The organism is Acinetobacter zhairuonensis (assembly GCF_022601715.1).
Taxonomy (GTDB): Bacteria; Pseudomonadota; Gammaproteobacteria; order Pseudomonadales; family Moraxellaceae; genus Acinetobacter.
On sequence record NZ_JAKVIM010000008.1, the window covers coordinates 119,761 to 133,827 of the forward strand.

Consider the following 14,067-nt stretch of genomic DNA (forward strand, 5'->3'; position numbering starts at 1 on the left):
CTGCTGAGTGCTATTATGTCGATAAGAGATGAGCGCAAACAACAAAGCCGCCAAGCGCTCTTGGATGCCACTTTAAGTTTAAGTTCATCTGGACTTTCCTTTAGCAGCATGAGCCTGAGAGAAATCACCCGTACAGTCGGATTGGTTCCTGCGGCTTTTTATCGACATTTCCAAGACAAAGATCAATTGGGTTTAGAACTGGTTGATCGGGTTGCCTTGCAACTAAAACGCGTGTTACATCAACTCAAACTCGCCACGCTGTTTCAGCCTGATGCGAATATAGACGAGCATCTCAGTCATTTTTTATCTTCAGTACAGCAACACCCTGAATGGTGGATCTTTTTCAGTGCTGAACGTTGGGGAGGTTCACCCGTGTTACGACAAGCGATCGCGCGTGAAATTGATTCTCTGATTGATGACCTTAGCCATGATTTAAGTCAAGTCAAACTGCCACAACACCTCTATTCCTCGCAGGATTTGCATAGTTTAGCCAGTATTTTGATTAACCAATCTTTGAATTGGGCGATGTCATGGATCAACCTTAGTCTTCAGGGCAAGACCGAAATCGATTCAGCACAACAATTACAGTTTAAACAACAAACCCAACGCCAAATTCAGCTTTTATTTGGGGGTATTGCCCATGTTCAACCAGCATATGTTGTAAAAAATACTTGATCATGATGCATAAAAAAACCTGCAACAATGCAGGTTTTTTTTCGTGTTAGATCTTATTTGGCTTTACGCTCTTTCTCGACCAAGTAGCTCACCACTTGCGTGACTTTCGCATCTTCACCTTGCACGACATACTTACCATTCACGACGACTGCAGGCACACCCGTTAACTGGTATTGTCTCGCCAATTGCTGTGATTGTGCGACTTTTGAAGTGATTGGGAAGGAGTTAAACATACTGTTAAATTTAGCTTCAGGTACACCGTATTTGCTAAAGAATTTTGCTTGAGATTGCTGATCAAAAATCTGTTGACCATTCACATGAATCGCATGGAACAATGGTAAATGCGTTTTTTTGCGCACGCCCAATGCTTCAGATACATAGTAACCACGTGCACCCTGCTCCCAGATTGGGTTCATGGCTGCTGGCGTACGTACAAAACGCACATCTTTTGGAATGTTCTTCAACCAGGTTTGCATATGCGGTTCTAATTTAAAGCAGTGCGGGCAACCATACCAAAAGAATTCACGCACTTCGATTTTTCCTGGCACTTCAACTTTGCCTGGGTTTGCAACTACAGTGTAGTCTTTCCCTGCCACAAAATCCGCAGCCATAACACTACCAGAAAATGCAAATACGGCCGTTGCAAGGCTACCCAAAAGGAATTTTTTCATTGCGTTTGTTGTCCTCTAAATCATTATGATGAGCTTATGCGAAAACTATAAAACAATTTAGTCGATTTCGTTTTCCTTCTGTGAACTTTTTTACTGCTTTTATCGCTTTTTTTAGAATTAACGCTACACTAGCCGTATTGATCTTTATATGAAAACAACTTGATTGAGGTGGCGCTAATGTCGCAATTAAATGTTGATCCGCAAGAAATTGCCAAATTTGAAGCGTTCGCTGCTATATGGTGGGATCAGCATTCTGAATTCCGACCTTTACATCAAATCAACCCGCTGCGCCTCAACTGGATTGATGAACGGGTCAATGGTCTAGCAGGAAAAAAAGTCCTCGATGTGGGCTGCGGTGGCGGTATTTTGGCTGAAAGTATGGCGCGTCGTGGTGCCGAGGTGCTAGGCATTGATATGGGCGTGGCTCCTCTCAATGTGGCACGCATCCATGCGGAACAAGAAGGTGTGCAAAATATTGAATACCGCCAAGTGCCTGTTGAAGAATTAGCCAAAGAACAAGCGGGGCAATACGATGTGGTGACTTGTATGGAAATGCTGGAGCATGTGCCCGATCCAGCCTCCATTATTCAAGCTTGCCAAACCTTGGTCAAACCAGGTGGACACGTGTTTTTCTCGACCATTAACCGTAATCCGAAAGCCTATTTGTTTGCGATTATTGGTGCGGAATACATTTTAAGAATGTTGGCCAAAGGCACGCATGATTATCATAAATTTATTAAGCCATCTGAGTTGGCGCACGATATTCGTCAAGCAGGCTTAAATCTGAAAGATATGACAGGTCTGCACTACAATCCATTGACCAAACGCTACTGGCTAGCACCGAATGTCGATGTCAACTACATGGTTTATACCGTGAAAGCAGGTACAGAATGAAAGCCGTTCTGTTTGATTTAGATGGCACTTTAATTGATACCGCAGCGGACTTTATTCGCATTATTCAAGGCATGTGCCGCGATGAGGGACGTGAGGTTGTCGAGGCCGAGTTGATTCGCACCCAAGTCTCTGAAGGCGCACGTGCCATGGTCAAACTGGTCTATCCCGAACTTGCGGTGGATGATCCTGTTTTTCTGGCACATCGCCAACGCTTTCTGGATTTGTACGGCGCAGATATTGCGGTGGATACCGACCTGTTCGCAGGGATGTATCCCTTATTGGAACAATTGGAACTGCAGAACATTCCTTGGGGGATTGTCACCAATAAACCCCGCGGACTGAGTGAATCTTTACTAGCTGCACTGAATCTGACTGAACGCTGTGCGGTATTGGTCTGTCCTGAAGATGTCAGCAAGACCAAACCTGATCCTGAGCCGATGTATCTGGCAGCAAAGCAATTGCAACTGCCTGCGGAACAATGTATTTATGTGGGTGATCACCCACGTGATATTGATGCCGGTCGTAATGCCCAAATGTACACGATTTTGGCAGCATATGGCTATTTACCACTGGCGCACAAAGATGACCTCGCCGCATGGCAGGCGAATTGTATTGTGAACAACGTGACCGAATTACAACACGTGATTCAACAAAAACTTACGCTCAACAATGCTATAAATACATAAACTTGATCAAGTAAAAAATAAGAAGGAGGTGACCATGAAATATTCTGAATATCAACCTCGCCCAGATCTGCTTAAAGATCGCATCATTTTAATTACTGGGGCTAGCGATGGCATTGGTCGTGCTGCCGCACTCAGCTATGCACTACATGGTGCGACCGTGGTGTTACATGGTCGTACCCTGAATAAACTGGAAGTCCTTTACGATGAGATTGAAAGTTTAGGTGCACCACAACCTGCAATTTTACCGCTGCAATTGTCCAGTGCTTCACCGCGCGATTATGAACTGCTGTATGACACCTTAGAAAAGCAATTTGGTCGTCTGGATGGCATTTTGCATAATGCGGGCATCTTGGGTGAACGTACAGAACTGGAGAATTACCCAATTGATGTTTGGGATGATGTCATGGCCGTGAACCTGCGTGCGCCCTTCATTTTGACGCAGGAACTACTCCCCCTACTGCAAAAGTCTGAACATGCTTCAGTCGTTTTTGCCAGTTCTGGCGTTGGTCGTCAGGTGCGAGAAAGATGGGGTGCATATTCGGTTTCTAAAATTGCGATTGAAGCCGTAAGCTTACTATTTGCCAAAGAAAATCAGCATCCGAATGTCCGTTTCAATTGCGTTAACCCTGGTGCAACCCGCACGGCAATGCGTGCCAAAGCTTATCCAGATGAAGATCCAAAAACCTTGGCAACGCCAGAATCAATCATGCCTGCTTATTTATATTTAATGGGCGACGACAGCCTGCATATGAGTGGACAAAGTATTGATGCACAAGATTGATCAACTAAAGACTTGAGCTGAACAGATTAAAAAATCCTCTTCGAGTAGAGGATTTTTTTCATCCCAACAATCACTTCATTTTATTAATTTAATAATTATATTCGGTTTTATAAATCAAAAGGGCTTACCTAAACTGCGCAGACCTTCTCAGCAGTACATCTTAAGGGGACATTTTCATGACTGATTTACAGTACAAAGTTAAACTGATGCGTTCCATTCAATCCCTGAAACGCTGATACACGCCTTGGATAATGCACAGCAAGCACATGCTATCATTGATAGTTATAGATGGCTTGCAGCATCTGGTTGAACAGTAGAATTAAGTGTTTTTTGACCTTGTAAATCTTTATTAAATCTAGGTCCTAAGCTTAATCTCTGTACACTTTGCCCGAGTTGAATGTACTCACCAGCAGAACTTGCCGCTTTAGAAAGATTTCCAAACTGAATGATTTCATGGATAATATTCTTAATTTATCTATTTTTTTAAAGAATTAATCCAATTCCTTCACAGTTTCTCTGCATTTTTTTCGTACATTAAGAACTGTGAAATGAACACATCGATAACGAGGGGTCAACATGAAGAAGATGATGGCAATATTGACCATTTCTTTCAGTGCATTGATGGCAAGCAGCCTGAGTTCTGCTGCACCCCACTTTGATAATCGTGGGGGTGACCATCCGCGCAATAATCAAGGTAAGGGGCGCGACTTCCGTGATTTTGATCAAAATGATGAACGTATTCAAGACAAACGCCGCATGCGTGAAGAACGCGGGGTGAAACGTCTACAGCAGCATCAATGGCAAACAGGTTATGTCATGCCGCAGCATTATCGTGGCAATGGTTACAAAGTCGGATATAAAGAACATAACTTGCCTAAACCTGCACGCAATCAACAATGGTACAAAATCAACAATGACTACATTTTAATTGATTCAGGCAATAACGATATTCTGCGTATTGTGAACGATTAAGCAGGTAGCAATTTTCTTTAATTTTTCCGCCAGTCTGGCTCATCCCTAGGCTGGCTTTTTTATGTCTACAGCTTGACGATTCATCGCGCAACTTTGTCGCGTTTGATCGCCTGATTTGCGTGTATCCCTTGTGCGACGCGCATTTACAATCTTCTTTTTTTCTTCATCAAATTCACATTTGTATAATAGTGCTCTCATTTTTTCTCTGCTGTTGTTCGCTATCTTGATCTCATCGAAAAGATATAAAGAAACATTGAGGTAGATCATGAATAAATTAGTTTCAGCACTTGTTTTTACTTTAGGTACAGCCGTGACCGCATCTGCAATTGCAGCGCCAGCTTATGAGCATCGTTATGATGACCGCTACCATGCCGAACATCACGACCATGATTGGAAAAAAGAAGATGGTCGCTGGAATGACAACCGATATAAACGTATCAACCCAAGCCGTGATTGGCGTGTCGGTCAGACCCTACCACGTGGTTATGACTCTTCCCGTTATGCCGTAAATTATCGTGATGCGAAACGCTTGCACAAACCTGCACGCAATCAACAATGGTACAAAATTAATGGTGATTACGTGCTAGTGAATGAGCGTAACAATCGCATTCTGCACATTATCAGCTAATCATTTAGGCTCGCTTGAATTCCCTTCCCTCGGCACCTTAACGCAAGTTAAGGTGTTTTTTTATCTAAGATTGTTCACCTGGCATTTTTTTGATTAAAATCGACTATTGATTCAAATTTTTGAGATAGGCATGCAAGCGAATTCGAACGATGCTTCACAAAGCACAACCTTACAGTATGTGCACTGGTTTCGACATTCTGCACCCTACATCAATGCACACCGCAACAAAACCTTCGTGATCATGTTTGATGGTGAAGCGGTACAACATGAAAACTTTCAACATATTATCCATGATATTGCCTTACTCAATTCCCTCGGCATTCGGCTGATTCTGGTGCATGGTGCGCGTCAACAAATCAATCAGAACCTCAAAAGTAGCGGACTGAGTACGCCCTTTCATCAGCACCGTCGCATTACCACCCGCGAGTCTTTGGGTTGTGTCATGAATGCTGTCGGCTCGATTCGCCTGCAAATCGAAGCTTTACTGTCCATGGGTTTAGCCAATTCCCCGATGTACGGTGCGCGCATCGATGTGGTTTCGGGCAATTTTATTACCGCCAAACCCTATGGCATTCGAGATGGCATTGACTTCCAGCTCACGGGTGAAGTGCGCAGTGTCGATACTGATGCCATTCAAAAACACCTACAACAACACAATATCGTCATGCTCGGTCCTGTCGGTTACTCCACCACAGGAGAAGTCTTCAATTTGCCTGCTGAAGAAGTGGCGACCAAAACCGCCATTAGCTTAAAAGCAGATAAGTTGATTTTTCTGGGCAAGCAACATGGTTTGCAAAATGCCCAAGGTCAATTATTACGAGAGGTTACGCCACAGCGATTGGATCAGCACATTGCCCAGCATCAAGACACAAATCCTGAACTGGCGCAACAGTTACGCAGCGCACAAACTGCCTCACTGAAAGGCGTGCATCGCGTGCATCTGATTTCCTATACCTATGATGGCGCTTTACTCGAAGAACTATTTACCCGCGATGGTTCAGGCACCATGGTGACGGATGCGCATTATGAAGATGTGCGCATGGCGAATATTCAGGATGTAGGCGGTTTAATCAATTTACTGCGTCCACTGGAAGAAGATGGCATTTTGGTCTATCGCTCTCGGGAACGACTGGAAACAGAAATCGAACAGTTTGCCGTGATTGAACGAGACGGCATGATTCTCGCCTGTGCAGCGCTTTACCCAATTCCTGTACAACAGGGTGAGTTACACTCTGCCGAAATTGCCTGCGTGGCGGTACATCCGAGTTATCGTAAGTCCAACCGTGGCAGCCAAATCCTGCATTATTTGGAAGATAAAGCGCGTAGTCTGGGCATACAGCAATTATTTGTGCTCACCACTCGCACGGCGCACTGGTTTTTAGAACATGGCTTCGAAACCGCCAATGTCGATGAATTACCCAATGCACGCCAAGCCCTTTATAACTATCAACGCAATTCCTTGGTGTTTAAAAAACGGATTTAATCCCCGCCTCTTGACTTATTCATGTGCCAAGTTGCTCGAAAAACCACCTTGGCATATACCTTAGATTTATCTTGTTGTTCTCTTTGCACCCTGTCGTCATTCAGCGAAAGCTAAATTTTCACTAACCATATCTGACTTTATGATTACAATATACCAGTCCGCTTATGCTTAAATATGATTTACTTATTTTCACCACAATAAAATCAATATAAATAATTTATTTTCAAACATTTATTAAAAAACAAAACCAATTCAGAGTTAATTGTATAAATCACATTTTTTGCAATCTTTTGCAAATTTTTGATTTATCTCTTTTTTGCATGATTAATCCCTAATTTCTTATTTTTTTCGCTAAAGAAAGCCCTATAGCGTATCTGCTCATCATCAGTACACATGCCTAACAATGAGTAACAGCAGAATGAACGCACTTAAAACAATAACTTTCGTTGGTATTAGCGCACTCAGCCTTGCGCTCAGCGCATGCCAAAAGTCCGAATCGAGTCAAACTGATGCGGCAGCGCAAAACACTGCCGAAGCGGTGGATACCCTGTCAATTGGCTACCAGAAATCATCCCTGAATTTGTTAGTCGCACGTCAGCAGAAACTGTTTGAACAAGAATTTCCGCAAGCCAAAATTGAATGGAAAGAGTTCCCTGCGGGACCACAAATGCTGGAAGCATTGGCAGTGGGTGCGATTGATTTTGGTGCTGTAGGCAATACTCCACCGATCTTCGCTCAAGCTGCTGGTAAAGATTTAAGTTATGTCGGTTATGAACTGGTGCCTGCCAACTCGCAAGCCTTGCTGATCCCTAAAGGGAGTACCCTTCACTCGATTCAAGATTTGAAAGGCAAACGCATTGCGGTACAAAAAGGCTCGAGCGCGCATGAATTATTGGCGAAAATTTTACAGAAAGCGGGCTTGAGCTGGCAGGACATTCAACCGATTTGGCTCCCCCCTGCAGACGCCCGGGCAGCATTTGACAAACAGTCTATTGATGCTTGGGCCATTTGGGAACCCTACCTCAGTGCTGCCGAGCAAGATGCACATGCCCAAGTGCTGATTGACGGGACGGCTTTCCCGAAAACCTATTCGTTCTATATTGGCAATCCCAAATTTATTGCCGCTCACCCGCAAGCTACATCGCAGTTTTTACATGGCTTGAATCAGGCGGATCAGTGGGTCTTGAAAAATCAGCCACAGGCGTTAAGCGTGTATACGCAAAGTACAGGTTTAGAAAGCTCAATTGCCCAGCGTGTGATTGATAAGCGCCTAAAACCGTCCCCGATTAAAACTTTAACACCGGAAGTGGTACAGGCACAGCAGCAGATTGCAGACCTATTCCAGCAGGTTCAATTGATTCCGAAAAATATTCAAGTTCAAACCACCATTTGGGCGGCACCTAAAACTCACTAATCTGCAAAAAAATAGAAGGATATTGATAATGAAAATTTTCTGGTTTATTCCCACCCATGGTGACAGTCGTTATTTAGGCACCAGCAAAGGCGCACGCCAAGTTGATCATGCTTATATGAAGCAAATAGCAGTTGCCGTGGACAACTTAGGTTATGAAGGGGTGCTGATTCCAACAGGACGTTCATGTGAAGATCCTTGGATAACTGCCGCCAGCTTGATTGATGCAACCAAGAACTTGAAGTTTTTAGTGGCACTCCGCCCAGAGGTCACCACGCCTGCATTGGCTGCACGTATGGCAGCAACCTTCGACCGCTTGTCCAATGGGCGCGTGTTGCTCAATCTGGTGACGGGTGGAGATGAACAAGAACTGAGAGGTGATGGCATTTATGAAGACCATGCTTCGCGTTATGAAACTGCCAGTGAATACACTCAAATCTGGCGTGAAATTCTGACCCGCTCGCATACAGGTGAATCCTTCAGTTTTCATGGGGAACACTTGAAAGTCGATGATGCCAAGCTGCTCTATCCACCGATACAACAGCCCTATCCCCCACTGTGGTTTGGAGGTTCATCCGACGCTGCGGTTGAACTAGCAACCGAACAAGTCGATACCTATTTAACTTGGGGTGAACCACCGGCAGCAGTCAAAGAAAAAATTGAAAATGTCCGTGCCAAAGCCGCTGCGAAAGGACGACAGCTTAACTATGGTATTCGACTACATGTGATTGTCCGTGAAACCAATGCGGAAGCATGGAAAGCAGCCAATGAGCTGATTCAATATGTGGATGACGCGACCATTGCAGCAGCACAACAAAAATTCAAACAAATGGATTCTGTCGGGCAACGTCGCATGGCGGAACTGCATAATGGCGACCGTAGCAAACTCGAAGTCTATCCAAACCTATGGGCAGGTGTGGGGCTGGTACGTGGCGGTGCGGGAACAGCGCTGGTCGGTGATCCGCAAACCGTAGCGGATCGGATTCAGGAATATGCCGATTTGGGGATTAGTACCTTTATTTTCTCAGGCTATCCGCATTTGGAAGAATCGATTCGCTTTGCCGAACTGGTGTTCCCACTTTTGCCACTCGAAACCCGTAAGAAATTGTCGCAACCTAATTTAACCGGACCATTTGGAGAAATTGTTGCGAACAATTATGTGCCGAATCAAAGCGAAGTATCTCGCCCCATTCAGGAGCCGGCCTAATGTCCAAAATAACTGTAGCTGAAACTTTCCCGAAGCGGAAAGTTTCACGTGGAACAAAAATTGGGCAGCGCTTGCTGCCTTGGTTGTTCCCTTTTTTGCTGATTCTAGTCTGGCAAATTGCTTCCAGTACAGGTCTACTGCAAAGTCGAATTCTACCTGCACCCACAGCAGTAGTGAGTGCCTTCTGGCACTTACTGATCAGCGGTGAACTCTGGCACCATGTCAAAGTCAGCGCGGGACGAGCCTTACTCGGACTGGCGATTGGCGGCGGCTTAGGTTTGCTTTTAGGACTCCTGAACGGTTCCTCTAAAACCGCCTCGACCCTCCTCGATACCACCTTACAAATGATTCGCAATATTCCTGCCTTAGCCTTGATTCCATTAGTGATTCTCTGGTTCGGGATTGATGAAACAGCCAAACTGTTCTTGGTGGCCGTTGGGGTATTCTTCCCGATTTATATTAATACTTACCACGGCATTCGTTCGGTTGACCCACAACTGATTGAGATGGGTAAAAGCTACGGACTCAGCCGTTGGGAACTGTATAAAAATATTATTCTCCCTGGGGCGATGCCCTCCATTTTGGTCGGCTTACGCTTTTCCCTTGGGTTAGTTTGGGTGTTATTGATTGTCGCGGAAACCATTTCCGCCCAAGCAGGCATTGGCTATATGACCATGAATGCCCGAGAGTTTTTACAGACTGATGTAGTTCTGGTCGGCATCTTACTCTATGCCCTATTGGGTAAGTTGGCAGATGTACTTGCGGTGAGCTTAGAAAAATATTTATTGCGCTGGCACCCTGGCTATCAAAAATAAGGAGTAGAACATGACTGACTTAAGTATTGGGCAACATGTTGCCGAGCGCCTGCAACAGCCAAAATCCCGACAAGCAGATATTCAACCAGATGCCGTGCTGGGTGCTGAAATCATGATTGAACAACTACACAAGTTTTATGGTGAGGTCAAAGTCTTGGAAGATTTAGACCTACACATTCAACCTGGAGAATTCCTCGCGATTGTCGGGCGTAGTGGCTGCGGCAAAAGTACCTTATTAAGATTGATCGCTGATCTGGAACAGCCCAGTTATGGTGAAATCAAATTTAAATCGGCACGCCATTTACGTGAAGGCATCACCAGTGATGACATCCGCGTGATGTTCCAAGACCCACGCCTGTTACCTTGGCGCAGCATTGAACAAAACGTCCATCTTGGACTGGATAAAAGCGCACATGCGCATGCCACAGCATTACTGGAAAAAGTTGGCTTAAAAGAAAAAGTAGGGCTTTGGCCTTCGCAGCTTTCAGGTGGTCAGCGTCAGCGTACTGCACTGGCACGTGCCCTGTCCCATCAACCACGTGTGTTATTGCTGGATGAACCGCTCGGTGCACTGGATGCTTTAACCCGTCTGGAAATGCAGAACCTGATTGAAAAATTATGGCGGGAACAAGGCTTTACCGCCATTTTGGTCACCCATGATGTTAGCGAAGCTGTACAACTGGCAAATCGTATTATCTTGCTGGATCAGGGGCATATCGCACGGCAATTTCAGGTGGATCTGCCACGTCCGCGTGAAAAAAATATTCCCTTTGCTGAACTGGAACAGCAAGTCCTGAATGCGGTTTTGGCAACCTGATCCCTACTCTTGCTCCAGTCCACAATTGAAGATTGGAGCAAACCTCACAACACTAAGCCCATCACATGCAGCCACGACTTTGTCATAAAAATGTCATATTTACCTAGGAAAACGACCCAAATTGATGCGTTTTTCTATACATCTGTCTATTTAATTTTTTCAAGAGAATGAATGTGAAATAGCGCACTGTTTTTTCATCCCGAAAATATGCTATTTCATCAAATTAGCTGATTTCTTGATGCACAAATCTGCTGATTTGCCGTACAATTTACCCTTCCCTGAATTTTTTAAGCGACGAATGGAACAAAAAAAGAGTACTCAAAAGCGCCATCAATTGCTGAATGCCGCACTTGATGTTTTTTCCTTATATGGATTTAACGGGGCTAGTTTAGATGAAATCGCTCAACTTGCAGAAATGCATAAGTCGAACATTTTCTATTACTATGAAAATAAAGAAGCCTTATATGTCGAAGTGCTAACAACAGTTTTACAAAAATGGTTAGCGCCTCTACAAATGCTGGAAGCAGAATTAGAGCCGACGGAAGCGATCACCAATTACTTATTGCAAAAAATTGAGCTGTCGCGTACACAACCGAAAGCTTCGCGTTTATTTGCTTTAGAAATTATTCAAGGTGCACCACATATTTTAGAGATCCTGAAAGGTCCACTGAAAAAACTGGTGAAACGCAAAGCCAAAGTGATCATCATGTGGCAAGAGCAAGGTAAAATTTCTGCAGACATTGATCCTGAATTGTTGATTCTGAATATTTGGGCAGTAACGCAAAACTATGCCGACTTCTCAACACAGATGGAAATGGTCACAGGTAAAACCTTGCGCAACCGCAGTATGCAACAACGGGTGATTCAACATACCGTGCATATGATGTTGTACGGTATTTTACCACGCGAGCAAAACATCGCATCCTGATTTAGATTTTGGCATACGACCATAGATCACTATGGTCGCCAAATCAGTTAAGCCTCTAAAGACTGATAGAGCGACAATAACTTTTTCGCTCCCAGCATCAGATTCTCTTCCCAATCAATATGTGCTGCATCATCTGCACCATCGGTAATATATTTCACCGAAATTAGGCGTACCCCAAGTTTTTTACAGACTTTGGCCATGGCATAGCCTTCCATATCCACCAAATGACACGGTACTTTCGGCTGACCAATTTCAAAGTTGTCGCCTGTGCCACAAATACCTTTCGGTAAATGGGCAAAATAGGGTTCTAAATCAATGGCCGCAGGATGATCCTGATCCATTGGCGTCACCCCCACTTCAAAGCCCAGTGGAGACACATCCATATCGCGTTGTACAAAGCTGGTCACTTCAACCAAGGCGTGGCGTTCAAAATGGGAACTGCCTGCGCTACCTAAATTTAGCAGGGTTTTACAGCCCGTTGCCTGAATCACTTCAAAGGCTTTAAATGCTGCATTGACTTTACCAATACCACTGTAATGCACATCAATCTGTGCCTGTTCAAACAAGCCTTTAGACTCATTGGGTAAAGCCATAATCAGCGCCAAAGAAGATTTCATCGCAGCTACTCAAAAGAAAACACTAGTATTAAAAATCAAAATCAGACGAGGCGCAAATTCCAATCATATCCACGGATCATATAACTTCCCTAGATCATGCTTCATTCGCTACTTCTACTCTGAATAAAGGCATAAGCAAGGAAAGAAAAAATGACATACTGAACGCGCTATCTTCTTCCTCGACAGCAAACAGCACCAATTGGTTCCATATCAGCCAATCCGTCATTATCAATTTCTGATCAGGCACGTGATAAAAGGACTTTTATATTGGACAACTCCCCGATTAAGTAGTTTCCTTGATCATACAGACCTAAAAAATAAGCAATTCTGATTAATTTTCAATTTTAAAATCATTTTTAATTATTCTTATTGACTGCTTTCATAAATTTTTCTGGGTAAAAACACAACAACAAGACGAAACGAGCAGAATATGGCAATATATAAGCCTGATTATTTTTCATTTATTGATTAGCCCATGAAGCTGCTCCGCCTGAATGCTTTAGCGCCAGACTTTCAATTAGCCAAAACTGCTGTGACTATTGGTAATTTTGACGGTGTACATTTGGGGCATCAGGCCATGATCCAGCAACTGAAGCAAGTTGCTGCACAACAACAACTCAAAACTTTGGTCATGATCTTTGAGCCGCAACCCCTAGAATTTTTCCAAGGCTATGAAGCGCCTCCTCGAATCAGCTCACTGCGTGAAAAAGTCGAATATTTAACTGAGCTGGGTGTGGACTATATTGCCGTTGCCAAATTTGATCAGTATTTCCGTGGTTTAAGCGCCGAAGCGTTTGCCGATTTACTCAAGCAGCAACTCAATGCAGCGCATTTGGTACTGGGCGATGATTTCCATTTTGGCAAGAATCGCCAAGGCAATAGTGAATATCTGCGCAGCTTCGGTTTTCAAGTGACCAATTTAAGCACCATTGCCTTAAATGGAGAACGTGTCAGTTCAACCCGCATTCGCCAAACCTTGCAAGCAGGTGATTTAGCTCTTGCCGCGAAATTACTGGGACGTCCCTACAGTATTACTGGTCGTGTCCAATATGGCGACCAAATTGGACGTACCCTCGACTTTCCAACCATTAATGTGCGTTTAAACCGTCATAAACCTTGTTTGAACGGTATTTATGGTGTGGATGTCATTTGTGAAACCACTTCTTTACAAGACAAAGTTGTGCAAGATCACCCAGAACAAAAAGGAGTTGTGGGTTATCAGGCAACAGCTTTGTTTGGTGCAGGGCATGTCGGCACCCGACCTGCCATCAAACAAGAGCATCCAGAATGGCGATTAGAAGTACATTTCCCCAATGTTTCTGCTAATCTGTATGGCTTGTTAATGCGGGTTACTTTCTTGAACTATTTACATGGTGAAAAGAACTACCCTTCGCTGGAAGCACTCAAAGCGGGAATTGATGATGATGTGGAGAAACTACTTGAGTTTCGTCACAACAACCCAACCTTTCCCTTTTAAACACC

General features: G+C 44.1%; 15 protein-coding genes. 13 read left to right on the forward strand and 2 right to left on the reverse strand.

Features of this window, described 5'->3' with window-relative positions:
* Positions 1-15 precede the first annotated feature (15 nt).
* Complete coding sequence (locus MKI85_RS08410; RefSeq protein WP_241626781.1) at positions 16-675, forward strand: TetR family transcriptional regulator; 660 nt, start codon at positions 16-18, stop codon at positions 673-675.
* Positions 676-728: 53 nt separating this feature from the next.
* Here the strand turns inward: MKI85_RS08410 and MKI85_RS08415 are convergent, their stop codons facing one another.
* On the reverse strand, positions 729-1,346 hold the full coding sequence (locus MKI85_RS08415; protein WP_241626783.1) for a thiol:disulfide interchange protein DsbA/DsbL: 618 nt from the start codon (positions 1,344-1,346) through the stop codon (positions 729-731).
* A 177-nt stretch (positions 1,347-1,523) separates the two neighbouring features.
* On the opposite strand from MKI85_RS08415, the gene ubiG reads away from it, so the two are divergent.
* The 11 genes from ubiG (at position 1,524) to MKI85_RS08470 (ending at position 11,968) form a co-directional block, all read left to right on the forward strand.
* Positions 1,524-2,240 (forward strand): bifunctional 2-polyprenyl-6-hydroxyphenol methylase/3-demethylubiquinol 3-O-methyltransferase UbiG, encoded by a 717-nt coding sequence (gene ubiG / locus MKI85_RS08420; protein WP_241626785.1) that lies wholly within the window; start codon positions 1,524-1,526, stop codon positions 2,238-2,240.
* On the forward strand, positions 2,237-2,926 hold the full coding sequence (locus MKI85_RS08425) for an HAD family hydrolase (protein ID WP_241626787.1): 690 nt from the start codon (positions 2,237-2,239) through the stop codon (positions 2,924-2,926). The genes ubiG and MKI85_RS08425 overlap by 4 nt, the downstream gene beginning before the upstream one ends.
* Before the next feature lie 34 nt (positions 2,927-2,960).
* Positions 2,961-3,707 carry a YciK family oxidoreductase gene (locus MKI85_RS08430; protein ID WP_241626789.1) on the forward strand — a complete coding sequence of 249 codons (747 nt, stop codon included), beginning with the start codon at positions 2,961-2,963 and terminating at the stop codon, positions 3,705-3,707.
* Positions 3,708-4,283: 576 nt separating this feature from the next.
* Positions 4,284-4,679, forward strand: coding sequence for an RcnB family protein (locus MKI85_RS08435; RefSeq protein ID WP_241626791.1), 396 nt, complete (start codon positions 4,284-4,286; stop codon positions 4,677-4,679).
* A gap of 265 nt (positions 4,680-4,944) precedes the next feature.
* On the forward strand, positions 4,945-5,307 hold the full coding sequence (locus tag MKI85_RS08440; protein WP_241626793.1) for an RcnB family protein: 363 nt from the start codon (positions 4,945-4,947) through the stop codon (positions 5,305-5,307).
* A gap of 130 nt (positions 5,308-5,437) precedes the next feature.
* Positions 5,438-6,790 (forward strand): amino-acid N-acetyltransferase, encoded by a 1,353-nt coding sequence (argA, locus tag MKI85_RS08445; protein ID WP_241626795.1) that lies wholly within the window; start codon positions 5,438-5,440, stop codon positions 6,788-6,790.
* A 418-nt stretch (positions 6,791-7,208) separates the two neighbouring features.
* Positions 7,209-8,204 (forward strand): aliphatic sulfonate ABC transporter substrate-binding protein, encoded by a 996-nt coding sequence (locus MKI85_RS08450; protein WP_241626798.1) that lies wholly within the window; start codon positions 7,209-7,211, stop codon positions 8,202-8,204.
* Between the two features lie 28 nt (positions 8,205-8,232).
* Positions 8,233-9,408 carry an FMNH2-dependent alkanesulfonate monooxygenase gene (ssuD, locus tag MKI85_RS08455; RefSeq protein ID WP_241626800.1) on the forward strand — a complete coding sequence of 392 codons (1,176 nt, stop codon included), beginning with the start codon at positions 8,233-8,235 and terminating at the stop codon, positions 9,406-9,408.
* Positions 9,408-10,223, forward strand: coding sequence for an aliphatic sulfonate ABC transporter permease SsuC (gene ssuC, locus MKI85_RS08460; RefSeq protein ID WP_241626802.1), 816 nt, complete (start codon positions 9,408-9,410; stop codon positions 10,221-10,223). Before ssuD ends, ssuC begins: the two co-directional genes overlap by 1 nt.
* A gap of 10 nt (positions 10,224-10,233) precedes the next feature.
* Positions 10,234-11,040 carry an ABC transporter ATP-binding protein gene (locus MKI85_RS08465; RefSeq protein ID WP_241626804.1) on the forward strand — a complete coding sequence of 269 codons (807 nt, stop codon included), beginning with the start codon at positions 10,234-10,236 and terminating at the stop codon, positions 11,038-11,040.
* Between the two features lie 298 nt (positions 11,041-11,338).
* Entirely contained in the window at positions 11,339-11,968 is a 630-nt protein-coding gene (locus tag MKI85_RS08470; RefSeq protein WP_241626806.1) for a TetR/AcrR family transcriptional regulator, read from the forward strand.
* Between the two features lie 47 nt (positions 11,969-12,015).
* Here the strand turns inward: MKI85_RS08470 and MKI85_RS08475 are convergent, their stop codons facing one another.
* A complete protein-coding gene (locus MKI85_RS08475) occupies positions 12,016-12,585 on the reverse strand; it encodes a phosphorylase family protein (RefSeq protein ID WP_241626808.1) in 570 nt (189 codons plus the stop codon).
* Positions 12,586-13,060: 475 nt separating this feature from the next.
* On the opposite strand from MKI85_RS08475, the gene ribF reads away from it, so the two are divergent.
* On the forward strand, positions 13,061-14,062 hold the full coding sequence (gene ribF, locus MKI85_RS08480; protein ID WP_241626810.1) for a riboflavin biosynthesis protein RibF: 1,002 nt from the start codon (positions 13,061-13,063) through the stop codon (positions 14,060-14,062).
* The last annotated feature ends 5 nt before the right edge of the window (positions 14,063-14,067 follow it).

Bases quoted from the DNA above. Each gene is read 5' to 3' on its own strand.
- MKI85_RS08440 (WP_241626793.1), top strand. From the start codon at position 4,945: ATGAATAAATTAGTTTCAGCACTTGTTTTTACTTTAGGTACAGCCGTG.
- argA (WP_241626795.1), top strand. From the start codon at position 5,438: ATGCAAGCGAATTCGAACGATGCTTCACAAAGCACAACCTTACAGTAT.
- MKI85_RS08425 (WP_241626787.1), top strand. From the start codon at position 2,237: ATGAAAGCCGTTCTGTTTGATTTAGATGGCACTTTAATTGATACCGCA.
- MKI85_RS08415 (WP_241626783.1), bottom strand. From the start codon at position 1,346: ATGAAAAAATTCCTTTTGGGTAGCCTTGCAACGGCCGTATTTGCATTT.
- ssuD (WP_241626800.1), top strand. From the start codon at position 8,233: ATGAAAATTTTCTGGTTTATTCCCACCCATGGTGACAGTCGTTATTTA.
- ssuC (WP_241626802.1), top strand. From the start codon at position 9,408: ATGTCCAAAATAACTGTAGCTGAAACTTTCCCGAAGCGGAAAGTTTCA.
- MKI85_RS08435 (WP_241626791.1), top strand. From the start codon at position 4,284: ATGAAGAAGATGATGGCAATATTGACCATTTCTTTCAGTGCATTGATG.
- MKI85_RS08470 (WP_241626806.1), top strand. From the start codon at position 11,339: ATGGAACAAAAAAAGAGTACTCAAAAGCGCCATCAATTGCTGAATGCC.
- MKI85_RS08410 (WP_241626781.1), top strand. From the start codon at position 16: ATGTCGATAAGAGATGAGCGCAAACAACAAAGCCGCCAAGCGCTCTTG.
- MKI85_RS08475 (WP_241626808.1), bottom strand. From the start codon at position 12,585: ATGAAATCTTCTTTGGCGCTGATTATGGCTTTACCCAATGAGTCTAAA.
- MKI85_RS08450 (WP_241626798.1), top strand. From the start codon at position 7,209: ATGAACGCACTTAAAACAATAACTTTCGTTGGTATTAGCGCACTCAGC.
- ubiG (WP_241626785.1), top strand. From the start codon at position 1,524: ATGTCGCAATTAAATGTTGATCCGCAAGAAATTGCCAAATTTGAAGCG.
- MKI85_RS08430 (WP_241626789.1), top strand. From the start codon at position 2,961: ATGAAATATTCTGAATATCAACCTCGCCCAGATCTGCTTAAAGATCGC.
- MKI85_RS08465 (WP_241626804.1), top strand. From the start codon at position 10,234: ATGACTGACTTAAGTATTGGGCAACATGTTGCCGAGCGCCTGCAACAG.
- ribF (WP_241626810.1), top strand. From the start codon at position 13,061: ATGAAGCTGCTCCGCCTGAATGCTTTAGCGCCAGACTTTCAATTAGCC.